This is a genomic window from Pseudomonas sp. TKO26, assembly GCF_003225665.1.
Taxonomy (GTDB): Bacteria; Pseudomonadota; Gammaproteobacteria; order Pseudomonadales; family Pseudomonadaceae; genus Aquipseudomonas; species Aquipseudomonas saponiphila.
The window spans coordinates 131062-155762 of record NZ_QKLN01000008.1 but is presented as its reverse complement, the minus strand read 5'-3'; the positions used below and the strand labels follow the sequence as shown (position 1 = coordinate 155762).

The window sequence follows — 24701 nt, the reverse complement described above, 5'->3', positions numbered from 1 at the left end:
TGCAGGGCTCAAGGGCCCATCGCCGGCAAGCCGGCGCCTACGCTAGGGGAACGTCGTTGTGTTCGAGCATCCAGCGCACGAAGTCGCGGACCTTGGGCACTTCCGCCGAGTGCTCGGGGTAGGCCAGGTAGTAGGCGTCCTGGCTGGGCATTGCGTATTTCCAGGCGATCACCAGCTTGCCCTCGGCCAACTCCTCTTCCACCAGGAAACGCGGCAGCAGGGCCACGCCACAGCCGACCTGGGCGGCACGGATGCACATGTAGAAGGTTTCGAAGCGCGGGCCGTGATAGCTGTGTTCGGTCTGGTAGCCCTGCTGTTCGAACCATTCGTGCCAGCCCTGGGGCCGCGAGGCGTTCTGCAGCAGGACCAGCTCGGTCAGTTGCCGAGGGTCGCTCAAGGGTTCGGCGGGCAGGCTGTCCGGGGCGCAGACCGCCACCAGTTCCTCGCTGAACAGCTTCAGGCTTTCGGTGCCGGGGCGCGCGCCCTGGCCGAAGTAGAACGCCAGGTCGGCGTGGCCCTGGAGCAGTTCATCCGGCTCCTGCTCGTTGCACAGGTCCAGGTGGATGTGCGGGTGGCGCAGGCGCCAGCCCTTGAGGCGCGGCACCAGCCAGCGGGCGCCGAAGGTGTAGGGCGTGGACACCCGCAGCACTTCGGTTTCGCCGCCATAGGAGCGCAGGTAGTGGGTGGACATCTCCACCTGGGTGAGGATCTTGCGCACTTCCACCAGGTACAGGTCGCCGGCCGGGGTCAGTTGCAGGCGCCGCCGTACCCGGCGGAAAAGCAGGTGCTGCAGCAGCTCTTCCAGTTGCGCCACCTGTTTGCTCACCGCGCTCTGGGTCAGGTTGAGTTCCTCGGCGGCGCGGGTGAAGCTCAGGTGCCGGGTCACGGCCTCGAAACACTGCAGGGCAGTGATCGATGGCAGGTAGCGTTTGTTCAGCATGGGGTGGTCCTTGTTCTTATCGGTGCTGGATACCGGCTCAGCATGAATAAACGGAATGATATCTCGCTTAAAGGTCGTTTGTTGGCAAGTCTCGGGCCAGCTACAACTACAGGCCTTGATGGCCGTCACGGCGGCCTGGATCTTTCGCGTTCATCTGTCAGGAGTAACCCCATGGTTGCCGCATTGCTTGATCGTCTGGGTGTCAACCCGGCCCTGTACCAATCGGGCTCCCAGCCTGTGCATTCGCCCATCGACGGCAGCAAGATCGCCGCGGTGAACTGGCAGGGCGCCGCCGAGGTGGAGCAGCAGGTCAGTCGTGCAGAGCATGCTTTCGCCCTGTGGCGCAACGTGCCGGCACCCCGTCGTGGCGAGCTGGTGCGGCAATTCGGTGAGGTGCTGCGCGAGTACAAGGCCGACCTGGGGGAACTGGTGTCCTGGGAGGCCGGCAAGATCACCCAGGAAGGCCTGGGGGAAGTGCAGGAGATGATCGATATCTGCGACTTCGCCGTCGGTCTGTCGCGCCAGCTCTACGGCCTGACCATCGCCTCCGAGCGCCCGGGCCACCACATGCGCGAGACTTGGCATCCCCTGGGTGTGGTCGGGGTGATCAGCGCCTTCAACTTCCCGGTGGCGGTCTGGGCCTGGAACACCGCCCTGGCGCTGGTCTGCGGCAACTCGGTGATCTGGAAGCCCTCGGAGAAGACTCCACTCACCGCCCTGGCCTGCCAGGCCCTGCTGGAGCGTGTGCTGAAGAACTTCCAGGATGCTCCCGCGTACCTGAGCCAGGTGATCATTGGCGGCCGCGACGCCGGCGCCGCCCTGGTGGACGATCCGCGCGTGGCCCTGATCAGCGCCACCGGCAGCACCCGCATGGGCCGCGAAGTGGCGCCCAAGGTCGCCGCGCGCTTTGCCCGCAGCATTCTCGAACTGGGGGGCAACAACGCCATGATCCTCGGCCCAAGCGCCGACCTGGACATGGCCGTGCGTGCCATCCTGTTCAGCGCCGTCGGCACCGCCGGCCAGCGCTGCACCACCTTGCGCCGGCTGATCGCCCATGAGTCGGTGAAGGAAGAGATCATCAGCCGTCTCAAGACCGCCTATTCCAAGGTGCGCATCGGCCACCCGCTGCAAGGCAACCTGATCGGCCCGCTGATCGACAAGCACAGCTTCGACGCCATGCAGGACGCCCTGGAGCAGGCCCTGAGCGAAGGCGGCCGGGTCTTCGGTGGTCAGCGCCAGTTGCAGGACACCTTCCCCAACGCCTACTACGTGTCGCCGGCCATCGTCGAAATGCCCGAGCAGAGCGACGTCGTGTGCAGCGAAACCTTCGCCCCGATCCTTTACGTGATCGGCTACAACGACTTCGAAGAGGCCCTGCGCCTGAACAACGCCGTGCCCCAGGGCCTGTCTTCCTGCATCTTCACCACCGACGTGCGTGAAGCCGAGCAGTTCATGTCGGCGGTGGGCAGCGACTGCGGCATCGCCAACGTCAACATCGGCCCCAGTGGCGCGGAAATCGGCGGCGCCTTCGGTGGCGAGAAGGAAACCGGCGGCGGTCGCGAATCCGGTTCCGACGCCTGGCGCGGCTACATGCGGCGCCAGACCAACACCGTCAACTACTCCCGGGAGTTGCCGCTGGCACAGGGCATCAGTTTTGAATAGCAGCGGCAAGCTCTAGGCCACAAGCTGCAAGCGAACCTGCTTGCAGCTTGAAGCTTGCGGCTCGCCACTGCTCCGTTAGGAGCACCTATGGCGCTACAAGAACAATGTCTATGGGAAAAACTGACCCCGCAGCGGCCTGACAACGCCCCACTCAAGGGCGAGCTGACGGCGGATGTGTGCATCATCGGCGCCGGTTTCACCGGCCTGTCGGCGGCGGTGCATCTGCTGGAGCAGGGCAAGCGGGTCTGTGTGGTCGAGGCCCATCGCGCGGGGCAGGGCGGTTCGGGGCGCAACGTCGGGCTGGTCAACGCCGGCCTGTGGATCCCCCCGGACGAGATCGAGGCCGGTTTCGGCGAGCAGGTGGGCAGCCAGCTCAACCGCATGCTCGGCGCCGCGCCGTCCCTGGTGTTCAGCCTGGTGGACAAGTACCAGATCGATTGCCAGCTGCGCCGCGAAGGCACCTTGCACATGGCCCACAACGCCCGGGGCGAGGCCGACCTGCGCAGCCGCGAGGAACAATGGAAGCGCCGTGGCGCCCCGGTGGAACTGTTGACCGGCGCGGCCTGCGAGCAGGCCACCGGCACCCGCAAGATCGCCGCGGCGCTGCTCGACCGGCGCGCCGGCACCCTCAATCCGATGGCCTACACCACCGGGCTGGCCAAGGCCGCGATCAAGCTCGGCGGCCAGCTGTTCGACCATTCCCCGGTCACCCGCCTGGAGCGCCAGGGCCAGCGCTGGTCGGTGCAGACCGACCAGGGCTCGGTGCTGGCCGAGCAGGTGGTGATCGCTTCCAACGCCTACACCGAAGGCGACTGGACCGAGCTGCGACGCAACTTCTTCCCTGGTTACTACTACCAGGTGGCTTCCGCGCCGCTCACCGAAGAGGCGGCCCGGCAGATCCTCCCCGGTGGCCAGGGCTCCTGGGATACCCGGCAGGTGCTGAGCAGTATCCGCCGGGATGCCGACGGGCGCCTGTTGCTCGGCAGCCTGGGCAACGGCAACCGGAAGCCGCTGTGGTTCCTCAAGGCCTGGGCCGATCGGGTGCAGCAGCACTACTTTCCCTACCTCAAACCGGTGCAGTGGGAATGCACCTGGACCGGCTGCATCGCCTTCACCCCCGATCACCTGATGCGCCTGTTCGAGCCGGCGCCCGGCCTGGTGGCCGTCACCGGTTACAACGGTCGTGGGGTAACCACCGGAACCGTGGTCGGCAAGGCCTTCGCCGACTACCTGTGCAACGGCGATCCCCAGGTATTGCCGATTCCCTTCGCACCCATGCAGCCCCTGGCCGGTGTGGGGTTGCGCAGTTGCCTGTACGAGGCGGGATTTTCTCTCTATCACGCGGGCCAGTGCCTGCGGATCGTGATCTGAACAAGGAAATAAACGGCCGGAGACGACGCTTTTCGATGCAACGACTAGCCTGTAATGGTGCGGCTCGTAGCAGTCCCGCACCAGCAGTGTGCAGTTCGGTGACGCGGGCTGTTACAGCAAGGTTGCACGTTGAATTGTGTCGCGGTTGCAATGATGGCACGCATGGGTTGCGCCCATTAAAAAGCAGGGTTTCACCTTCCGCGGTTTAGACGGTTGCACGCCCAATAAAAAAGGGCTCGAAACAGTCGAAATAACAATAAGACAGCGACTTTTTTCAGAATAAAAAACCACTGGCACGGCGCTTGCTCTGAGCAATCCTAGTGAAGTCGCAGTGCCAACTAAAAAAACCTTGGAGCACCACCTCATGTCCCAGACGTTTTACAAGAAAGGCTTTCTGGCCCTCGCAGTGGCAACTGCGCTGGGTGTTTCTGCGTTTGCTCAAGCCGACCTGAAGATCGGCGTAGCGGGTCCCATGACAGGCGCCAATGCGGCATTTGGCGAGCAGTACATGAAGGGTGCACAGGCAGCGGCTGACGAGATCAACGCCAAGGGCGGGGTCAACGGCGAGAAGATCGTTCTGGTCAAGGGCGACGATGCCTGCGAACCGAAGCAGGCGGTGGCCGTGGCCAACCGCCTGGTGGACCAGGACAAGGTGGCTGGCGTGGTCGGGCACTTCTGCTCTTCGTCGACCATTCCGGCTTCCGAGGTGTACAGCGACGCGGGCGTGATTGCCATCACCCCGGGCTCTACCAACCCCCAGGTCACCGAGCGCGGCCTGTCCGCGATGTTCCGCATGTGCGGGCGTGACGACCAGCAGGGCATCGTCGCCGGCGACTACATCGTCGACGTGCTCAAGGGCAAGAAAGTCGTGGTGCTGCACGACAAGGACACCTACGGCCAGGGCCTGGCGGATGCCACCAAGGCGCAGTTGACCAAGCGCGGCGTGACCCCGGTTCTGTACGAGGGGCTGACCCGTGGCGAGAAGGACTTCAGCGCCGTGGTGACCAAGATCCGCGCCGCCGGTGCCGACGTGGTGTACTTCGGCGGCCTGCACCCGGAAGCCGGTCCGCTGGTACGCCAGCTGCGCGAGCAGGGCCTGAAGGACGTCAAGTTCATGTCCGACGACGGTATCGTGACCGACGAGCTGGTGACCACCGCCGGTGGCCCGCAATACGTCGACGGCGTGTACATGACCTTCGGCGCCGATCCACGCCTGTTGCCCGACAGCAAGGCCGTGGTAGATGCGTTCCGCAAGGCCGGCACCGAGCCTGAAGGCTACACCCTGTACGCCTATGCCTCGGTCCAGGCACTGGCCGCCGGCTTCAACGGCGCCAAATCCAACAAGGGCGAAGACGCCGCCAAATGGCTCAAGGCCAATCCGGTGAAAACCGTGATGGGCGAGAAGGCCTGGGACGCCAAGGGCGACCTGAAGATCTCCGACTACGTGGTCTATCAGTGGGACAAGGACGGCAAGTACCACCAGCTGGAAAAACAGAAGTGACCTGAGTCCGAACGAACCGGTACCACCCCCTGGTGCCGGTTCGTATTCGTGCAGTACTTGCCTTTTCTCGTAGAGCTGCACAACGGACGTGTTGCGCGGGCCGGTGATCCCTGCCCGTCGCTGACGCCCTGTGCCGTCTCTCAAGTCCGTGAGATTGCGTTATGGATGGTATTTTCCTGCAGCAACTGATCAATGGACTGACCCTCGGGTCTGTCTATGGTCTGATCGCCATCGGCTACACAATGGTCTATGGCATCATCGGCATGATCAACTTCGCCCACGGCGAGGTTTACATGATTTCCGCTTACCTCGCGGCAATCAGTCTGGCTCTGCTGGCCTACTTCGGCATTGAATCCTTCCCGCTACTCATTCTCGGCACCCTGATCTTCACCGTGGTGGTGACAGGGATCTATGGCTGGGTCATCGAGCGTGTGGCCTACAAACCCCTGCGCAACTCCACCCGCCTGGCACCGCTGATCAGTGCCATCGGTATCTCGCTGATCCTGCAGAACTACGCGCAGATCAGCCAGGGCGCCAAGCAGCAAGGGGTTCCGACCCTGCTGGCCGGGGCCTGGAAAGTCGATATCGGCACCGGCTTCGTGCAGCTCACCTATACCAAGATCTTCATCCTGGTGGCGGCGTTCGCCGGCATGGCGCTGCTGACCTACATCATCAAGTACACCAAGCTGGGGCGCATGTGCCGGGCCACCCAGCAAGACCGCAAGATGGCCTCGATCCTCGGCATCAACACCGACCGGGTGATCTCCTACGTGTTCATCATCGGGGCAGCCATGGCGGCCCTGGCCGGGGTGCTGATCACCATGAACTACGGCACCTTCGACTTCTATGCCGGCTTCGTCATCGGCATCAAGGCGTTCACCGCGGCGGTGCTCGGCGGCATCGGCTCGCTGCCCGGAGCGATGCTCGGCGGGATCATCCTCGGGATCTCCGAGTCGCTGTTCTCCGGCTTGATCAACTCCGACTACAAAGACGTGTTCAGTTTCTCGCTGCTGGTGCTGATCCTGATCTTCCGTCCCCAAGGCCTGCTGGGTCGCCCACTCGTGGCGAAGGTATAAGTATGTCTGCTGCCAATAAACCGATTGATATCAAAAAGAGCGTCATCGACGCCGTGCTCGCCGGGCTGATCTCGCTGATCGTGTTCGGCCCCATCGTGGGCGTGGTGCTCGATGGCTACAGCTTCAACCTGCAACCGACCCGCGTGGCGTGGCTGGTGGCGATTGTCATGGCCGGCCGCCTGGCCCTGAGCCTGTTCCTGCAAACCCCCAAGGGCCTGAAGATTCTCCAGGGCTTCGAGACCACAGGTTCCGGGGTGCATGTGCTGGCACCGGACTACAAGTCGCGGCTGCGCTGGATCATCCCGGCGCTGATCGTGATCGCCATCGTGTTCCCGTTCTTCGCTAACAAGTACCTGCTGACCGTGGTCATCCTCGGGCTGATCTACGTGCTGCTGGGCCTGGGGCTGAACATCGTGGTGGGCCTGGCGGGGCTGCTGGACCTGGGTTACGTGGCGTTCTACGCCATCGGCGCCTACGGCCTGGCCCTGGGCTACCAGTACCTGGGCCTGGGCTTCTGGACCGTGCTGCCCCTGGCGGCGATTGCCGCGGCGCTGGCGGGATGCATATTGGGCTTCCCGGTGCTACGGATGCACGGCGACTACCTGGCCATCGTGACCCTGGGCTTTGGCGAGATCATCCGCCTGGTGCTCAACAACTGGCTGTCCTTCACTGGCGGCCCCAACGGCATGCCGGTGCCTTCGCCGACCTTCATGGGCCTGGAGTTCGGGCGCAAGGCCAAGGACGGCGGGGTGCCGTTCCACGAGTTCTTCGGCCTGGAATACAACCCCAACCTGAAGTTCCTGTTCATCTACATCGTGCTGTTCATCGTTGTGCTGCTGGTGCTCTACATCAAGCACCGGCTGACCCGCATGCCGGTGGGCCGGGCCTGGGAAGCCCTGCGTGAAGACGAGATCGCTTGCCGCGCCATGGGCCTGAACCATGTGCTGGTAAAACTTTCGGCCTTCACCCTCGGTGCCTCCACCGCCGGCTTGGCCGGGGTGTTCTTCGCCAGCTACCAGGGCTTCGTCAATCCGTCTTCGTTCACCTTCTTCGAGTCGGCGCTGATCCTCGCCATCGTGGTATTGGGGGGCATGGGCTCCACGGTGGGCGTGGTGATCGCGGCCTTCGTTCTGACCGTGGCCCCGGAGCTGCTGCGCAGCTTCTCCGAATACCGGGTGCTGCTGTTCGGCATCCTCATGGTGTTGATGATGATCTGGCGACCGCGAGGGCTGATCCGCATCAGCCGCACCGGGGTCACTCCACGCAAAGGTGCTCTGACTGAGGGGAACGCGCCATGAGCGAATACATTCTTTCGGTCGAGAACCTGATGATGCACTTCGGCGGCATCAAGGCCCTGAGCGACGTCAGCCTGAAGGTCAAGCGCAACTCGATCTTCGCCCTGATCGGCCCCAACGGCGCCGGCAAGACCACGGTGTTCAACTGCCTGACCGGCTTCTACAAGGCTTCCGGCGGACGCATCGAACTCGATACCCGGGGCCAGCAGACCAACGTCATCAAGCTGTTGGGCGAGCCGTTTCGCGCCAGCGACTTCGTGTCGCCGAAAAGCTTCGCCAGCCGCCTGTACTACAAGATGTTCGGCGGCACCCATCTGGTGAACCGGGCCGGCCTGGCGCGGACCTTCCAGAACATTCGCCTGTTCAAGGAAATGTCCGTGGTGGAGAACCTGCTGGTGGCCCAGCACATGTGGGTCAACCGCAACCTGCTGTCGGGCATCCTCAACACCAAGGGTTACCGCAAGGCGGAAAGCGCCGCCCTGGACCACGCCTTCTACTGGCTGGAAGTGGTGGACCTGGTGGACTGCGCCAACCGCCTGGCCGGCGAGCTGTCCTACGGCCAGCAACGGCGCCTGGAGATCGCCCGGGCCATGTGCACCCGGCCGCAGATCATCTGCCTCGACGAACCGGCCGCCGGCCTCAACCCTCAGGAAACCGAAGCGCTGAGCGCGATGATCCGGCTGCTGCGCGACGAGCACGATCTGACCGTGGTGCTGATTGAACACGACATGGGCATGGTGATGAGTATTTCCGACCACATCGTGGTGCTGGACCACGGCAACGTGATCGCCGAAGGCGGGCCGGAGGCGATCCGCAACGACCCGAAAGTGATCGCCGCCTACCTGGGTGCCGACGAAGAGGAGCTGGTATGAGTCAACCTATCCTCGAACTCAAGGACCTGGACGTGTACTACGGCCCGATCCAGGCCCTGAAGAAAGTCTCACTGCACATCAACGAAGGGGAAACCGTGAGCCTGATCGGCTCCAACGGCGCCGGCAAATCGACCCTGCTGATGTCGATCTTCGGCCAGCCCCGGGCCGAGTCCGGGCAGATCCTCTATCGCGGTGTGGACATCACCCACAAGTCGTCCCACTACATCGCTTCCAACGGCATCGCCCAGTCCCCGGAAGGGCGCAGGGTGTTCCCCGACATGACCGTGGAGGAAAACCTGCTGATGGGCACCATCCCGATTGGCGACCAGTACGCCAGTGAAGACATGCAGCGCATGTTCGAACTGTTTCCACGGCTCAAGGAGCGGCGTACCCAGCGGGCCATGACCATGTCCGGCGGTGAACAGCAGATGCTGGCCATTGCCCGGGCGCTGATGAGCCGGCCCAAGTTGCTGTTGCTGGATGAACCGAGCCTGGGCCTGGCGCCGATCGTGGTGAAGCAGATCTTCGCCACCCTGCGAGAACTGGCGGCCACCGGCATGACCATCTTCCTCGTGGAACAGAACGCCAACCATGCGCTGAAGCTGTCGGACCGCGCCTACGTGATGGTCAACGGCGAGATCCGCCTGAGTGGCACCGGCAAGGAGCTGCTGGTCAACGAGGAGGTGCGCAACGCTTACCTGGGCGGTCACTGACGGCCCGGTCTGTGGATAAACCATGCCCCGCCGGTTCACGCCGCCGGGGCATTTTTATCCACAGTTGCACCGCCCTGTAGGAGCCGGCCAGCGCAATGGCCTCCCCGATGGTTGCGTCATTCAGATGCTGTTGTGCGTTCGGGATTCGCCGGCAAGCCGGCTCCTACGGACTCGGCGCGCACATGGCCAGGGCTGCCCGCTCACGTCTGACAATTGTGGACAACATTATTCGCAAGCTGCCAAAGCGCGGCATAAAGACGCTGCAAACAGTTGTTTTTCCACCGTTTTGACTTTTCCCCGTTTGCTGTGGAGCGGGCTGTGGGTAACGTGGGAGTAGCTGGCTGAAGGCCTTTATTTACGTGGCTTACAGGCGATTGTGTATTTTTTGACCAGGGCTTTTGGAGTGGCTCGTGGACGCAATTGTCAACCTTTTTATTGTCGCAGCCAGACCCTGCCAAAGGCTTGGACAAGCCTGTGGATAAGTCTGTGACTAAACTCTGGAAAGACCGCGCTGAGCAGCGTGGTTGCTGGCCTCTGGCCTTATGTACTTTGACCGCGCGGTCATCTTTACCGGCGGCGGGTGCACGGACGACTGCTGTGGGTCAAGCAAAAAACTTCTCGTGATCGGCTACAGGCCTTGTGCACAGTGGCTTTGCGGGATCTGCACTTGCCCCCAAAGACTGTGGACCGGCCTGTGGATAAGGTGCGCGCAGCTGGCTGCAGGCCGCGTCTGCCGTGCCTTTCGGCTCAGTGAGCGTTTTTTGTACAGACGCCAGGGGGATCCGGTGCTTCTGTTGCCGCCCGAAGCCGGGCCGGGCATGCTGCGAAGCGCTTTTTTTCATGAAACGGCGGCTCGCCACCCAGCAAGGAGAACACCATGACTTCCACACTGTTCATTACGGGCGCGACGTCCGGTTTTGGCGAAGCCTGCGCCCGGCGTTTTGCGGCGGCCGGTTGGTCGCTGGTGCTCACCGGTCGTCGCCAAGAACGCCTCGACGCGCTGTGCGCCGAGCTTTCCAAGCAGACCGAAGTGCACGGCCTAGTGCTCGATGTGCGCGACCGCAAGGCCATGGAGAACGCCATCGCCAATCTGCCGGCGTCCTTCGGCAAGCTGCGTGGCCTGATCAACAATGCCGGCCTGGCCCTGGGGGTCGACCCGGCGCCCAAGTGCGACCTGGATGACTGGGACACCATGGTCGACACCAACATCAAGGGCCTGATGTACAGCACCCGCCTGCTGCTGCCGCGGCTGATCGCCCATGGCCGGGGCGCCGGGATCGTCAACCTGGGCTCCATCGCCGGCAACTACCCGTACCCGGGCAGCCACGTCTATGGCGCGAGCAAGGCCTTCGTCAAACAGTTCTCCCTGAACCTGCGCTGCGACCTGCAGGGCACCGGCGTGCGAGTGACCAACATCGAGCCGGGCCTGTGCGAAAGCGAGTTCTCCCTGGTGCGTTTCGCCGGTGACCAGGCGCGTTATGACGCCACCTATGCCGGCGCCGAGCCGATCCAGCCCGAGGACATCGCCGACACCATCTTCTGGGTGCTCAACACGCCGGCCCACGTCAACATCAACAGTCTGGAGCTGATGCCGGTAAGCCAGACCTGGGCCGGTTTTGCCATCGAGCGCAAGGCGTAACCGCTGCGCAGGGCCGTCAGGCCCTCCTGCGGTTGCAAGACCTCGGCGACCGCAGCCTCGCCATGGCTCGGCAGCGACTACAGTTGTACTCGGAAACACATAAGCTGATTCGTTTCAGCTAAAGGTCAGCCCTGGCAAGGTAGAATTCCGCCCCGAAATTTCGCTGCCGCCTCACTGGAGGCGGTGTTTTTTGAAGTTCGATAGGAGGAATCGTGAGTAACCGAGGTGAGCAGGCTCTGCTCAAACAATCGACCGTACTGATGTTCGCCGTGGCGATCGCCGGTATCGTCACGGGTTTTGTTTCTGGCGCCCAATCCATTTTGTTCGATGGTTTCTTTTCCCTGATCGCGACCTTCATCAAGGTCCTGATGCTGATCACCGCCCGGTTGATCGCCAAGGAAAGCAACCACCGCTTCCAGTTCGGCTTCTGGCATCTGGAGCCCATGGTGCTGCTGATCGAAGGCAGTTTCCTGCTGCTGATCGCCATCTATGCCTTCCTCAACGGCGTGTTCGGCATCATCAACGGTGGCCGAGAGGTCGAGTTGGGGCTGGTGATCTTTTATGCCGCCTTCTTTGCTGTGGCGGAGTTTGCCTACTTCTTCTACGTGCGCCGGCGTAACCGCAAGCTCAAGTCGTCGCTGATCCAGTTCGACAACATCAGCTGGCTGGTGGACGCGATGCTCTCGGTGGGGCTGCTGGTGAGCTTTGTCACGGCCTTGCTGCTCAAGCAGTACGGGCATGACCGCTGGGCGGTGTATGTCGACCCGGCGATCCTGATCTTGCTGGCCATCAGCATGCTGCCGCCGGCGCTGAAGATCCTGCGGCCGGCGTTGCGCGATGTGCTGGGTATCGCTCCGGACCAGCTGGATGACAGGGTGCGCAGCGTGATGGAGGAGGCCATGGTTGCCCATGGCTTCCAGGAATACATGTCCTACGTGCAGAAGCACGGCCGGGCGCGTTTCATCGAGATCCATATCGTGCTGCCGGCGGACTATCCGCTGCAGAACGTGGCAGCGCTGGATCGGTTGCGCGAGGAGATCTCCGACCAGCTGGGCGAAGCCGATGCCGCGCGTTGGCTGACCATCAGCTTTACCGGGGATCGCAAGTGGATCGTCTGATCGGCGTTGCCTGCTTCGCGGGCAAGCCCGCTCCTACAGGCGCAAGGCGTCAGGCGAAATAGTCCGCCAGCCCGCGATAGCAGGTGGCCAGGTGGTAGGGCGTGGTGGACGGCATGTCCCGCCGGCTGACCGTGCCCTGGCTATCGAGGCACTCATTCCAGCCCCGGGCATGCAGGAAATGCGCTTGCAGCGCCTGGAGCTGGCGTAGCAGGGTGGCCTGTCCGTCCGGACGCAAGGTCAGGGCGCGAAGGTATTCGGCCTGGGCCCAGATGCGCTGGGTGGCGTCCTTGACACCGGCCTGGGGCTGCAGTTCGAGCATGGCGCAGACGGCGCCGCTGTCCGGCGCTACGCCAAGCTGCTCGGTGAAGGCGAAAGCCCGCTCCAGCGACTGGTGCAGCGCGCTGCCGCGCAGCAGGGGGGACGAGGCGAGGAGGAAGTACCACTCGAACTGGTGCCCGGGCTCGAACCAGTTATCCACAGCCCCTAGCGGTTTTTCCAGCATCACCCCCTGCTGAGGCTCGATGAAGTGCTGCTGCATGGCCTGGCACAACTTCAGCAGCGCATCTTGCACCGCCTGGTCCTCGCGCACCTCAAGGGTGGCGAGGAAGGCTTCGGCCAGGTGCATCAGCGGATTCTGCAGCGGGCCACAGCCCAGCCTCGACCAGTCCTGGTCGAGGCTGGCTTCGTAGAGGCCGTCGCCCCGGGCAAAGCGCTGGGCCACTACTTCCAGGGCGGCGTTGAGCACCGACTCCACCAGCGGTTCGCGGACCTTGGCCCAGTAGTGGGCACAGGCGAAGAGAATGAACGCGTGGGTGTAGAGGTCCTTGCGCCGATCCAGCGGCGCGCCGTCGGCATCGATGCTGTAGAACCAGCCACCGTGCTCGGCATCGTGGAAGTGCCGCTGCAACGAGCGGAACAGTGCGGCGGCACGCTCTTCGGCAAAGGGCGCGGCGGCATCGCCGATCAATTGGGAGAACAAATACAACTGGCGGGCGCAGGCCATGGCCCGGTAGCGCTGCGGCGGCAGCGGCCGCTGCTCGGCATCCAGCGCCTCGAACGGCAGGGCCAGTTGCGGATTCCAGCCCGGGCCTTGCCACAGCGGCACTATCACCTGGTGGAAATGCTGCTGTACGGCTTTGAACAGCGCGTGCGATTCAGGCGAGGAGGCGGAGCGGGATACATCGGGCATTGGCTGGCGTCGTCACGGCAGATTTGAGTGCGCAACATGTTACCAGAGAAGCCCCGCAAGGCGGCTCGCCCGCCGAGCACGACAGCCTGGAAGGCGCTGGCTTGCCGCCAGCGAAGGCATCCGAAAGATCACCACAGCCTCGTAGGAGCTGGCTTGCCAGCGAACGAACCCCGCAAGACCGCCTTCGCCGGCAGCAGAGCGCCTAGCTCAGCCCGCCAGCAACCACACGCCTGTGGCGGCCGATGCCGCACCGGCCACGCGCACCAGCGGCGCCGCCGCCTGCGGCAGTACCCGCACCACGGCATAACCGGCGGCATGCAGGGCCGCGGTGGCCGCGACAAAACCGGCGGCGTAGGTCCAGGGGCTGGACATGTCCGGCAGCTCCAGGCCGTGGGCCACGCCGTGGAACAGGGCAAACAGCGCGGTGGCGGCGAGCGCCAGGCTCAGCGGCGGACGCACGGCCAGGGCCACGGCCAGGCCCAGGGCCAGGACCGACGCGGCGATGCCGTTCTCCAGGGCCGGCAGGTTCAAGCCTTCAAAACCCAGCAGGCCACCAATGAGCATGGTGCCGACGAAGGTGCAGGGCAGCGCCCAGCGCGCCGCGCCTTGCTGCTGGGCCGCCCATAGGCCGACGGCGACCATGGCCAGCAGGTGGTCGAGGCCGCCGATGGGGTGGCTGATGCCGGCCAGCAGGCCGTTGTCGCCGTGGCCCGGATGGGCGAAGGCCAGGGCCGGGGTCAGCAGCAGGGCCAGGGCCCCGAGGATGGATTTTAAGGTCATGGGTGGCTTCCTTGTTCAGCGGATTGGAATAGGGGATCAGGCCGCGGTCAGCAGGCCCTGGCGTTCGATGAAGGCGATGATGTCTTGCAGGCCCTGGCCGGTTTTCTGGTTGCTGAAGACGAACGGCTTGCCGCCGCGCATGCGCTGGGTGTCGCTGTTCATCATCTCCAGGGAGGCGCCCACCAGTGGCGCCAGGTCGATCTTGTTGATCACCAGCAGGTCGGACTTGCAGATCCCCGGGCCGCCCTTGCGCGGCAGCTTGTCGCCGGCGGAAACGTCGATCACGTAGATGGTCAGGTCCGACAGTTCCGGGCTGAAGGTGGCCGAGAGGTTGTCGCCGCCGGATTCCACCAGGATCAGGTCGAGCCCGGGAAAGCGCCGGTTCAACTGGTCCACCGCCTCCAGGTTGATCGAGGCGTCTTCGCGAATCGCGGTGTGCGGGCAGCCGCCGGTTTCCACGCCGATGATCCGCTCCGGGGCCAGGGCCTGGTTGCGCACCAGGAAGTCGGCATCCTCGCGGGTGTAGATGTCGTTGGTCACCACCGCCAGGTTGTAGCGTTCGCGCAGGGCCAGGCACAGGGCCAGGGTCAGGGCGGTTTTGCCGGAGCCCACCGGGCCGCCGATGCCGACACGCAGAGGTTGTGCGTTCATGAGTTTCTCCTAGGAACGAAACAGGCGGCTGTATTGGCGCTCGTGGGCCATGCTCGCCAGGGACAGGCCGAAAGCGGCACTGCCATGTTGGTTGGGGTCAAGGTTCGCGGCGTGATGCTGGGCCTGTTGCAACAACGGCAGCAGTTCGCTGGTCAGGCGTTGTGCGGCTTGCTGGCCCAGGGGCAGGGTCTTCATCAGCACCGCCAGCTGATTTTCCAGCCAGCTCCAGAGCCAGGCGGCCAGGGCATCGGCGGGGCTGATGTTCCAGGCGCGGGCGGCCAGGGCCCAGCCCAGGGCCAGGTGCGGTTCTTCCTGGTGTGCCAGCAGCTCCCGGGCGCCAGCGTCGAGTTCCGGCAGGCCTTCCAGCAGTTGCTTGAGGGAATAGCCCATCTGCCGGCTTTCCTGGTACAGCTCGCGGGTTTCGCGGCTGGCCCGGTGTGCTTCGCACAGTTGCTGCAAGCGGCCCCAGTCCTGCTCGGCGGCGGCTTGGCAGTGGGCCAGCAACAGCGGTGCTTCGAAGCGCGCCAGGTTCAGCAGCAGTTGGTCGCCGATCCAGCGGCGGGCGCTGTCCGGGTCATGCACGCGCTGCTGTTCCACGGCCATTTCCAGGCCCTGGGAATAGCTGTAGCCGCCAATCGGCAACTGCGGGCTGGCCAGGCGCAACAGGGCCCAGGCCGGGTTCATGGACGGGCGCCGAACTGGTGCAGGCGTGGTGGATAGTTGAAGTCTTCATCGCCATGGCGCGAATGATGGTGGCCGCCGCCATAGGCGCCGTGCTCGGGCTGGAACGGTGCCTCGATGGTGGCGGTGCTGGCTCCCAGCTGTTCGAGCATGGCCTTGAGCACGTAGTCATCGAGCAGGCGCAGCCAGCCGTCGCCTACTTGCAGGGCCACGTGGCGGTTGCCCAGGTGATAGGCGGCGCGGGTCAGTTCGAAGGCATTGCGGCAGGTGACGTGCAGCAGGGTTTCCGGGCGGGCGCAGACTTTGACGATTCGCCCGTCCTCGGCTTCCAGGAACTCGCCGTCGTGCAGCGGCGGCTGGCCACGCTCGAGAAACAGGCCGACGTCTTCGCCCTCGGCACTGAAACAGCGCAGGCGGCTTTTGCTGCGGGCCTCGTAAGTCAGGTGCAGCTCGGCGGACCAGGCGTTTTGGGGGGCGGTTCTGCGGTGGATCACCAGCATCGGGGGAGCTTCCAGCTATGAGCGATGCACAAGCCAGAGCAAGGGCCTTGCCAATCGCTCGGAGGAGAGGAAAACCCCTTTGTCGACACCGGAACTGCGCGTGAAAAAGGGGCAAAACCCTGTTTTATCTTGTTACAAAATGGCGCACTGTGCTGATTTATAGCACCGAGTTGGTGCGCCGGAAATATTTTTGCTGCAATCCGGTGCCGGTCGGACGAGCAGGCGCAAACGCGCGATCCAGAGCGTGGCCGCCTATTGAGAGAGGAGTAGGGGAAGGCTGTGTTACTCGGTGCTGCCCAGGCCTTGCCAGTGTTTCAGGCCGATGAAGATGAAGCGCAGTTGCTGGGTGATCTTGGCCTGGGGCGTGAGGTGCTCGGGCAGGGCCTGAGCCGGCGGATCGATGATGTCCGGCAGGGTGGCGAACACGCTCTTGACGATCAGGTCGGCCATCACCCCGAGATCGGCGGCATTGAGGTGCTGCAGCTTGGGCATCAGGGTCAGGTCGGCCGCCAGGTCGGAGCTGATGTTCTCCCGCAGGCTGGCAATGGCCTGGCGTACCGGCAGCGAGCCGCCGTATTGCTCGCGGGCGAGAAACAGGAACTGCGCGCGCTTGGCTTCCACCACATCGAGGAAGATCCGCACCGAGGCGTCGATGATCCCGCCCATGACAAATTCGTTGTGGCGCACCAGGCGGATGGTTTCGCGAAAGGTCTGGCCGACCTCGCTGACCAGTTCCAGGCCCAACTGGTCCATGTCGCTGAAGTGCCGATAGAAACCGGTGGGCACGATACCGGCGGCTTTCGCCACTTCCCGCAGGCTCAGGCTGCCGAAACCACGACCACACTCCATCAGATGCCGGGCGGCATCCATCAAGGCATTACGGGTCTGTTGCTTCTGTTCGGCGCGGGGCAGCATCGGCGGGTTATTTCTTTGCTCAAGAGGAGCGGCGCACTCTAGCAAATCAACTTTGCCGGCGTCGAACCTGCGTCAGGCGAGGACAGGGAAGGCAGGGGGTGACAACGGGATTCCATAAAAGCCAAAGCCCGATCCAGGGATCGGGCTTTTTTCGAGGGCCAGCATGGCCTCAGCTCGCTGCTTGATGACGTTCGGCCAGGCGATCGGCACCGCCTTCGGCAACGGTCTGGCCTTGAGGGGTGCGGCTGTAGCCGTCTTGCACCAGACCTTTCTCTTCCAGGCGATCACGGCCGCCTTCGGCAACGGTTTGACCTTGTGGGGTGCGATCGTAGCCATCTTCAGCGACGTTCTGACCTTGTGGAGTACGGTTGTAACCATCTTCGGCAACGTTCTGGCCCTGAGGGGTGCGATCATAGCCGTCTTCAGCGACGCTCTGGCCTTGTGGAGTGCGCTCATAACCGTCGGCAGCGACTTTGTTGCGTTCGATCAGGCGATCCGAACCGCCTTCAGCCAGGGTTTGGCTGAACACACTGTGGCTGGCCTTGACCTGCGGAGTGGCTTGTTCGGCGGCAGGCAGGGCGAAGGCGTTGGCGGCCAGGATGGACAGGGTCAGGCTCAGTAAGATGTGGCGTTTCATGATGGGTTGCTCCTTGGCAGGGCGATAAATTGGGTACGGAGCTAATGTTACCGCCGCTATTTCGATATAAAAGTTCATAACCACAATGGTAATAATCAACGAAATTGATTGTTTGCCCGCGAGGCTCTAGCCCGGGCCTTTGCGCCTATTGCGTTTGCACCGACGTGGGTATTTTCGACTCACTCATGCCTCGCGGCAGGGCAGGGCGAGGTAACACCTTGCTGTCCGATCGATCAGGAAATCGGTTTTTTTCGCCTGGCCCGGCACCCGGATTAAACCTGTGTGGGCTTTATCAGTCGTAGTTTTCATGGCCGGGGATTCTCCTCCGGCATTTCACCGATGCGTCGTGATTTGGCGCTCAGCTGTTTTCAGGAGCCTCGTGCAATGCCGCGCACTCGTAAAATTCTCGCCTGGACCGTCTGTGGTCTGATCCTGCTACTGGCCTTGCTGGTGCTGGTGATTGCCTGCTTCGACTGGAACCGGATCAAGCCCACCCTCAACGCCAAGGTGTCCGAGGAGTTGCACCGGCCGTTCGCGATCAATGGCGACTTGTCGGTGGCCTGGCACCGGGAACCTGAGGAAGGCGGCTGGCGCGCCTGGGTGCCCTGGCCTCACGTGGTGGCCCAGGACCTGACCCTGGGCAATCCGGACTGGTCCAAGGCGCCGCAGATGGTCGGCCTCAAACAGGTCGAGCTGCGCATATCGCCCCTGGCCCTGCTGGCGCGGCGGCTCAGCATCCCGCGTATCGATCTCACCGAGCCCGACGCGGCCCTGCAGCGGCTGGCGGACGGTCGCGCCAACTGGACCTTCAAGTTCGACCCCAAAGACCCTGAGGCCGAGCCTTCCAGCTGGACGCTGGATATCGGCGCCATCGGTTTCGACAAGGGCCACGTGACCCTGGACGACCAGACCCTGAACACCCAGCTCGACCTGCAAGTGGAGTTGCTCGGCAAGCCCATTCCGTTCAGCGATATCGTCGGTGACAGCGAGGCGCAGAAGGTCACTGCCAAAGGCGCCGAGCCTCAGGCCTATGCGTTCGCCCTCAAGGTCAAGGGCCAGTACCACGGACAGAAGCTCGCCGGCACCGGCAAGATCGGCGGGCTGCTGGCCCTGCAGGACGGCCGCAAGCCGTTTCCTTTGCAGGCCCAGGCGCAGATCGGCGCGACCCAGGTGGAGTTGCGCGGCAGTCTCACCGATCCGCTGAACCTTGGCGCCCTGGACCTGCGCCTGAAACTGGCGGGCACCAGCCTGGGCAACCTCTATCCGCTGACCGGCGTGACCCTGCCGGATTCGCCGCCCTATGCCACCGATGGCCGCCTGACTGCCAAACTGCGCGACCCGGCAGGCGCGACCTTCAGTTACCAGGATTTCAACGGCAAGATCGGCGACAGCGATATCCATGGCAACCTGACCTACGTGGCCAGTCAGCCGCGGCCCAAGCTCAGCGGGGCGCTGGTTTCCAACCAGTTGCTGATGAGCGACCTGGCGCCGCTGATCGGTGCCGATTCCAACTCCGCGCAGAAGGCCCGGGGCGGCGAAAGCAAGCAGCCGGCGGACAAGGTGCTGCCGGTGGAGGAGTTTCGCACCGAGCGCTGGGGCGATATGGACGCCGATGTGGAGTTCACCGGCAAGCGCATCGTCCACAGCGCCGATCTGCCGTTCACCGATCTCTACACCCACCTGGTGCTCAATGACGGCCAGTTGAGCCTGGAGCCTCTGCGCTTCGGCGTGGCCGGCGGCCGGCTGGATGCTCAGGTGCGCCTCAACGGGCAGGCCACGCCGCTGGAAGGCCGGGCCAAGCTGACCGCGCGCAACTTCAAGCTCAAGCAACTGTTCCCAGGGTTCGAACCGATGAAGACCAGTTTCGGCGAGCTCAACGGCGATGCCGACATCGCCGGCCGCGGCAACTCGGTGGCGGCCTTGCTGGGCAGCGCCAACGGTGACCTGAAGATGCTGATCAACGACGGCGCCATCAGCCGCAGCCTGATGGAAATCGCCGGACTCAACGTGGGCAACTACGTCGTCGGCAAGATGTTTGGCGACAAGGAAGTGAAGATCAATTGTGCCGCCGCCGACTTCGGCATCAAGAGCGGGCTGGCCAGTTCCCGGCTGTTCGTCTTCGACACCGAGAACGCCATCATCTACATCGATGGCACCGCCAACCTGGCCAGCGAGCAGCTGGACCTGACCATCACCCCGCAATCCAAGGGGCTGCGCCTGTTCTCCCTGCGTTCACCGCTGTATGTGCAGGGCAAGTTCAGCAAGCCCAGCGCCGGGGTCAAGGCCGTGCCGCTGGCGCTGCGCGGGGCCGGGATGGTGGCGCTGGGGGTGATTGCCGGGCCGGCGGCGGGGCTGCTGGCGCTGGTGGCGCCCAGCGGCGACGAGCCCAATCAGTGCGCGCCGTTGCTGCAGCAGATGCGCTCGGGCAAGGCACCGGTGACGGTGAAGCCGAGCAAGTAAGCGGCAGAGGAACTTTGCGGGCGAGCCCGCTCCTACCGGAGGTAGAGGCGGGCCGAGAGGGTGGCGCTACAGGTCGTTGAGGATATCGGCCATGTCGTCGGCGTGTTCTTCTTCCTGGGCCAGGATCTCTTCGAACAGGCGGCGGGTGGTGGGATCCTTGTCGCCGATGTACTGGATGATCTCGCGGTAGCTGTCGATGGCGATCCGCTCGGCCACTAGGTCCTCGTAGACCATTTCCTTCAGGTTGTTGCCGGCCACGTACTGGGCGTGGGAGTGCTTGGACAGCAGGTCCGGATTGAACTCCGGTTCGCCGCCGAGCTGGACGATGCGCTCGGCCAGTTTGTCGGCGTGTTCGGCTTCCTGGGTTGCATGTTCGAGAAACTCCTCGGCCGCCACGCTGGCCTTGAGGCCGGTGGCCATGAAGTAGTGGCGCTTGTAGCGCAGGACGCACACCAGTTCGGTGGCCAGCGACTCGTTGAGCAGGCGCAGCACCTGCTCGCGGTCGGCGTTGTAGCCTTCGGTCACGGCGCCGTTTTCCACGTGTTGGCGGGCCCGCTGCCGCAGGCTTTGCACATCGGATAAATGCTTGTCGCTCATGTCGATCTCCTGGGGGGCTAATCCGTTTGGCGTCAGGCTCTGCCGACCTGATCGCTACAGGGGGTGTGAGTCCCGGGGGCGGCAAAAAGTTTTATCGGATATGCCCGCGCCTTCAGTCCGCGCTGGGTGAGCGGCCGGGTGCGCCGCCGCGCGCCAGGGGCGGATGCCCGTCCCGCAGCGATTCCTCTTGTAGCCACTGGAGGAAGGCTTTCACCGGCGGGTGGCGTTCACGGCCCGGCACGCACAGGGCGCTGTAGCCGGCACCGTCCACTTGGACCTGCGGGCGATAGGGTTGCAGCAGGCCGCTGGCCACGCTCTGGGACACCAGGATGTTGCTCGCCAGCACCAGGCCCTGGCCGGCGATGGCGGCTTGCAGGGCGTATTGCTCTTCGTCGTAGGAGCGGATCAGTGCCGGGTCGTCGAGCCATTGTTCGCCGGCCAGGGTGCACCAGGCCTGCCAGCCGTCGGCGTAAAGCCGCGAGTTGCGCCAATGCACGCTGATCAGCGGCGGTCGCTGCTGGTGCGCGAGGGCCACTTGCCGGGGCGCGCCATAGACCGCGAAACGCTCATCGAACAGACACAGGCCATGGAGGTTTGGGTAGTCACCCTGGCTATAGCGGATCGCCACGTCGATGCTGGCGTCCTGCTGCAGGTCTACCACTTCGCTGCGGGTATCCAGGCGCAGGTTGATGCGCGGGTGCCGGGTGTAGAAGCGCCCCAGGCGCGGCACCAGCCACAGGGCGGCGAAGGCGGCGGTGGTGGAAACCGTCAACTGGGTGGCGCTGGGGCTGGGGCGCAGGCTATCGACACTCTGAGTCACCTCCAGCAGGGCGCCATGCAGGCTGTGGAACAGCCGTTCGCCGGCTTCGGTCAAGCGCACCTGGCGCGGCAGGCGCTGGAACAGCGGCACTCCCAGCCAGTGCTCCAGGCTGCGGATCTGGTGGGACACCGCGGTGGGCGTCACCGACAGGTCCTCGGCGGCGGCCTTGAAGCTCAGCAGGCGCGCGGCGGATTCGAAGGTACGCAGGGCGGTGAGGGGCAGATGGGCGAACATGTCTGGCTCCATGGGTGAGCTGGATTCATCTGAGAGAACTTTTGCTCATTTGTGCTGAAAACCCGGTGATTCTAGATTTGTTGCGGAGTAATCGGCCATTAAAGGCCATTGCAATCAATCCGCAGGAGAGTATCAAGATGAGTTCAATTCTTGTCATTCACGGTAGCCCACGGGGCGAGCGTTCCCATAGCCGGCGTTTGGCCGAAGAGTTTCTTCAGGCCTGGCAAGGGGCCAATCCCCTGGGCAGGCTTGTGCGCCGGGAAGTCGGGCGCGGTTCCCTGCCCCACGTCAGCGAGGCCTTTATCGCCGCGGCGTTTTATCCACAGCCCGAGGCGCGGCCGCTGTCGATGCAGGCCGACCTGGCCTTGAGCGACGAACTGGTGGGCGAGTTGCTGGAGCATCGGCGCCTGGTGATTTCCGCGCCCATGTACAACTTCAGCGTGCCCAGCGGGATCAAGGCCTGGGTCGATCACATCGTGCGCCTGGGGCTGACCTTCAACACCCTGCTGGACAACGGCGTGGCCCAGTACCAGCCCCTGGTGCAGGGCAAGAAGGTACTGATCGTCACCAGCCGTGGCGGTGGCGGCTTCGGTCCCGGGGGCGAGCACGAAGCGCTGAACCACGCCGACCGCTGGTTGCGCACGGCCTTGGGATTCATCGGTATCGAGGATGTGACCGTGGTCGCGGCAGAAGGCGAGGAGTCGGTGCCCGAGCGTTTCCAGCAGTCCTGTGCCGAGGCCCAGCAGCACCTGCAGGCCCTGGCACGCACGTTCTGAGGTGGCGCCATGGCCTGGATATTCCTGCTGCTGGCGGCGGCCTTCGAGGTCACGTTCGCCATGGCCATGAAGTATGCCGAAGGCTTTACCCGGCCCTGGCCATCGCTGCTGACGGTGGTCGCGGCGGTGGGTGGCATCTACTTTCTGACCCTGGCCATGCGCGAGTTGCCGGTGAGCGTGGCCTACCCGATCTGGACCGCCATCGGTTCCCTGGGCACGGTGTTGCTGGGTTGCCTGCTGCTGGGAGAAAGCCTGACCGCGGTCAAGCTGGTGTCGGTGGGGCTGATCGTGGCGGGAGTGATCGGGCTCAAGTAGCCGGACGGGGGCAAGGGCTGTCATCAGATTGTCGCCAAAGCGTCATGGAGGCTGCGATGGCCCGGGTTATGGTCTAGTTTTCAGCCAGTCCCGCCGCCTTTGCACAAGGATGTCGCCGCATGTCCCAAGAGCTTGCCACGCGTTACCCCCTGGTACTGGTCCCCGGCATGCTCGGTTTTGTCCGCCTGCTGCTGTACCCCTACTGGTACGGGATCATCCCGGCCCTGCGCCGGGGCGGGGCCCGGGTGTATGCGGTGCAAGTGTCGCCGCTCAACTCCAGCGAGGTGCGCGGCGAACAACTGCTGACCCAGGTCCAGCGGATCATGGCCGAAACCGGCGCCGCCCGGGTCAACCTGATCGGCCACAGCCAGGGCGCGCTCACCGCGCGCTACGCCGCCGCCAAGCGTCCGGACTGGGTGGCTTCGGTGACTTCGGTGGCAGGGCCCAACCACGGTTCCGAACTGGCGGACTACCTGGCACGGCATTCCCCGGCCCACAGCTTCAAGGGGCGCATTCTGAGTGCGTTGTTGCGGGGTATCGCGGCCCTGATGACGCTGCTGGAAACCGGCTATCGCGGGCCGAAGCTGCCGGTGGATATGCACGCCTCGCACCAGTCGCTGACCACCGCGGGCGTGGCCCTGTTCAACCGCCAATATCCCCAGGGGCTACCGACGACCTGGGGTGGCCAGGGTCCGGGACAGGTCGACGGCGTGCGCTACTACTCCTGGTCCGGCACCTTGCAGCCGGGCAAGACCAATCGCGGACGCAATCTGTTCGACGGCACCAGCCGCAGCTGCCGCCTGTTCGCCCGGACCTTCGTCCGCGAAGCCGGCCAGTGCGACGGCATGGTGGGGCGCTACAGCTCGCACCTGGGGCAGGTCATCGGCGACGACTACCCCCTGGATCACTTCGATATCGTCAACCAGTCCCTGGGCCTGGTGGGCAAGGGTGCGGAGCCGATCCGCCTGTTCGTCGAACACGCCCAGCGCCTCAAGGCCGCCGGCCTCTGACCTTCAGCCTTGCCCCGCAGGCGCCGGCTTGCCGGCGAACGGCCGCAGCACGGTGGTCCAGCGCTCCGACAGCACCACCCCGGCCAAGGTCAGCACGCCACCCACCAGATGAAACCAGGCCAGTTGTTCATGTAGCACCACGGCGGCGATCAGCGCCGTGATCAACGGCAAGAGGTTGAAGAACAGCGTGGTCCGGCTCGGCCCCAGGCGCACCACCGCCTGCATCCAGGCCAGGGGCGCGAGCATCGAGGCCAGCAGGCAGGCATAGAGCACCAGGGGAATGTTCTGCAGGGTCGGCCCGACTTTTGGCGAAGCCAGGAACAGCGGCAGCAATACCACCACCGCCACCAGCACCTGCAGGTACAGCAGCACCAGCGGTGGCAGGCGCAGCTGCCATTTTTTCAGCAGGGTGCTGTAAACCGCGTAGGCCAGGGTGGCCACCAGCATCATCGCGTCACCCAGGTTGACCCCGTGCTGCAGCAGCGCCGCCAGGCTGCCGGAGGACACCACCATCAGCACCCCGGCAAACGACAGCACCGCGCCCACCAGGGCCCCGGCGGTCAGCCGCTGGCCCAGGGCGGCGATGGCCATGGCCAGGGACATCAGCGGCATCAGCGACAGAATGATGCCCATGTTGGTGGCCGAGGTCAGGCTGGCGGCGAAGTAGGCCAGGCTCTGATACACCGCCATGCCCAGGATGCCGAGAATGGCGATGCGCCACAGGTTGGGACGGATCACCGGCCAGTGCTCGATCACCGGCTTGAGCATGAACGGAGTGAACAGCAGGCCGGCCAGCAACCAGCGATAGAAACCGATCTCCGCGGGGAAGATCGCGCCCACGGCGAGTTTGTTGACCACGGTGTTGCCGGCCCAGATAAAGATGGCCAGCAGGGGATAAGCGTATTGCATGCAAACAACCAGAAAATGTGTGAGGGCCGATTATCCGCCT

Annotated in this window: 24 protein-coding genes; 13 read left to right on the top strand and 11 right to left on the bottom strand. The window is 64.2% G+C overall.

What is annotated here, in order from left to right; translation table 11 throughout:
* Nucleotides 1–37 precede the first annotated feature (37 nt).
* Nucleotides 38–940 (bottom strand): LysR family transcriptional regulator, encoded by a 903-nt coding sequence (locus tag DNK59_RS14375; RefSeq protein ID WP_110723609.1) that lies wholly within the window; start codon nt 938–940, stop codon nt 38–40.
* A 171-nt stretch (nt 941–1111) separates the two neighbouring features.
* Here DNK59_RS14375 and DNK59_RS14370 point away from each other — a divergent pair, with 171 nt between their 5' ends.
* From DNK59_RS14370 to DNK59_RS14325, 9 genes are all read left to right on the top strand, one after another.
* Entirely contained in the window at nt 1112–2602 is a 1491-nt protein-coding gene (locus DNK59_RS14370) for an aldehyde dehydrogenase family protein (protein ID WP_110723608.1), read from the top strand.
* An 87-nt stretch (nt 2603–2689) separates the two neighbouring features.
* On the top strand, nt 2690–3973 hold the full coding sequence (locus tag DNK59_RS14365; protein WP_110723607.1) for an FAD-binding oxidoreductase: 1284 nt from the start codon (nt 2690–2692) through the stop codon (nt 3971–3973).
* Nucleotides 3974–4337: 364 nt separating this feature from the next.
* Entirely contained in the window at nt 4338–5474 is a 1137-nt protein-coding gene (locus DNK59_RS14360) for a branched-chain amino acid ABC transporter substrate-binding protein (protein WP_092319119.1), read from the top strand.
* A gap of 161 nt (nt 5475–5635) precedes the next feature.
* Nucleotides 5636–6550: a branched-chain amino acid ABC transporter permease LivH gene (locus DNK59_RS14355; protein WP_092319121.1), complete on the top strand. Its 915-nt coding sequence runs from the start codon at nt 5636–5638 to the stop codon at nt 6548–6550.
* A 2-nt stretch (nt 6551–6552) separates the two neighbouring features.
* The gene (livM, locus tag DNK59_RS14350; protein ID WP_016967873.1) at nt 6553–7848 is read left to right on the top strand and encodes a high-affinity branched-chain amino acid ABC transporter permease LivM; all 1296 of its coding nucleotides are present in this window, start codon (nt 6553–6555) and stop codon (nt 7846–7848) included.
* Nucleotides 7845–8717: an ATP-binding cassette domain-containing protein gene (locus DNK59_RS14345; protein WP_110723606.1), complete on the top strand. Its 873-nt coding sequence runs from the start codon at nt 7845–7847 to the stop codon at nt 8715–8717. The genes livM and DNK59_RS14345 overlap by 4 nt, the downstream gene beginning before the upstream one ends.
* Nucleotides 8714–9430 (top strand): ABC transporter ATP-binding protein, encoded by a 717-nt coding sequence (locus tag DNK59_RS14340; protein WP_092319125.1) that lies wholly within the window; start codon nt 8714–8716, stop codon nt 9428–9430. Before DNK59_RS14345 ends, DNK59_RS14340 begins: the two co-directional genes overlap by 4 nt.
* An 877-nt stretch (nt 9431–10307) precedes the next feature.
* Nucleotides 10308–11069, top strand: coding sequence for an SDR family oxidoreductase (locus DNK59_RS14330; protein ID WP_016967870.1), 762 nt, complete (start codon nt 10308–10310; stop codon nt 11067–11069).
* 212 nt (nt 11070–11281) lie between these two features.
* Nucleotides 11282–12187, top strand: coding sequence for a cation diffusion facilitator family transporter (locus tag DNK59_RS14325; protein ID WP_110723605.1), 906 nt, complete (start codon nt 11282–11284; stop codon nt 12185–12187).
* Between the two features lie 49 nt (nt 12188–12236).
* On the opposite strand, the gene DNK59_RS14320 is transcribed toward DNK59_RS14325, so the two are convergent.
* The 7 genes from DNK59_RS14320 to DNK59_RS14290 form a co-directional block, all read right to left on the bottom strand.
* Nucleotides 12237–13376 (bottom strand): AGE family epimerase/isomerase, encoded by a 1140-nt coding sequence (locus DNK59_RS14320; RefSeq protein ID WP_110723604.1) that lies wholly within the window; start codon nt 13374–13376, stop codon nt 12237–12239.
* Between the two features lie 207 nt (nt 13377–13583).
* The gene (locus DNK59_RS14315; protein WP_110723603.1) at nt 13584–14156 is read right to left on the bottom strand and encodes a HupE/UreJ family protein; all 573 of its coding nucleotides are present in this window, start codon (nt 14154–14156) and stop codon (nt 13584–13586) included.
* Nucleotides 14157–14192: 36 nt separating this feature from the next.
* A complete protein-coding gene (gene ureG, locus DNK59_RS14310; protein WP_092319135.1) occupies nt 14193–14807 on the bottom strand; it encodes an urease accessory protein UreG in 615 nt (204 codons plus the stop codon).
* A 9-nt stretch (nt 14808–14816) separates the two neighbouring features.
* On the bottom strand, nt 14817–15491 hold the full coding sequence (locus DNK59_RS14305; protein ID WP_110723602.1) for an urease accessory protein UreF: 675 nt from the start codon (nt 15489–15491) through the stop codon (nt 14817–14819).
* Entirely contained in the window at nt 15488–15988 is a 501-nt protein-coding gene (ureE, locus tag DNK59_RS14300) for an urease accessory protein UreE (protein WP_110723601.1), read from the bottom strand. The genes DNK59_RS14305 and ureE overlap by 4 nt, the downstream gene beginning before the upstream one ends.
* Nucleotides 15989–16270: 282 nt before the next feature.
* On the bottom strand, nt 16271–16903 hold the full coding sequence (locus tag DNK59_RS14295; protein WP_016967858.1) for a TetR family transcriptional regulator: 633 nt from the start codon (nt 16901–16903) through the stop codon (nt 16271–16273).
* Nucleotides 16904–17072: 169 nt separating this feature from the next.
* On the bottom strand, nt 17073–17540 hold the full coding sequence (locus tag DNK59_RS14290; protein WP_092319141.1) for a hypothetical protein: 468 nt from the start codon (nt 17538–17540) through the stop codon (nt 17073–17075).
* Between the two features lie 384 nt (nt 17541–17924).
* On the opposite strand from DNK59_RS14290, the gene DNK59_RS14285 reads away from it, so the two are divergent.
* Nucleotides 17925–20000, top strand: coding sequence for an AsmA family protein (locus tag DNK59_RS14285; protein ID WP_110723600.1), 2076 nt, complete (start codon nt 17925–17927; stop codon nt 19998–20000).
* A 66-nt stretch (nt 20001–20066) separates the two neighbouring features.
* Here the strand turns inward: DNK59_RS14285 and DNK59_RS14280 are convergent, their stop codons facing one another.
* The gene (locus tag DNK59_RS14280; RefSeq protein WP_110723599.1) at nt 20067–20597 is read right to left on the bottom strand and encodes a bacterioferritin; all 531 of its coding nucleotides are present in this window, start codon (nt 20595–20597) and stop codon (nt 20067–20069) included.
* A gap of 112 nt (nt 20598–20709) precedes the next feature.
* A complete protein-coding gene (locus DNK59_RS14275) occupies nt 20710–21663 on the bottom strand; it encodes a LysR substrate-binding domain-containing protein (protein WP_177431244.1) in 954 nt (317 codons plus the stop codon).
* 125 nt (nt 21664–21788) lie between these two features.
* Between DNK59_RS14275 and DNK59_RS14270 the strand changes: the two genes are divergently transcribed.
* The 3 genes from DNK59_RS14270 (at nt 21789) to DNK59_RS14260 (ending at nt 23752) form a co-directional block, all read left to right on the top strand.
* Nucleotides 21789–22427: an FMN-dependent NADH-azoreductase gene (locus DNK59_RS14270; protein WP_092319149.1), complete on the top strand. Its 639-nt coding sequence runs from the start codon at nt 21789–21791 to the stop codon at nt 22425–22427.
* A gap of 9 nt (nt 22428–22436) precedes the next feature.
* The gene (locus DNK59_RS14265) at nt 22437–22742 is read left to right on the top strand and encodes a multidrug efflux SMR transporter (protein WP_110723597.1); all 306 of its coding nucleotides are present in this window, start codon (nt 22437–22439) and stop codon (nt 22740–22742) included.
* A gap of 119 nt (nt 22743–22861) precedes the next feature.
* Entirely contained in the window at nt 22862–23752 is an 891-nt protein-coding gene (locus DNK59_RS14260; protein WP_110723596.1) for a triacylglycerol lipase, read from the top strand.
* Nucleotides 23753–23755: 3 nt separating this feature from the next.
* Here the strand turns inward: DNK59_RS14260 and DNK59_RS14255 are convergent, their stop codons facing one another.
* A complete protein-coding gene (locus DNK59_RS14255; RefSeq protein WP_110723595.1) occupies nt 23756–24661 on the bottom strand; it encodes a DMT family transporter in 906 nt (301 codons plus the stop codon).
* Between the last annotated feature and the right edge of the window lie 40 nt (nt 24662–24701).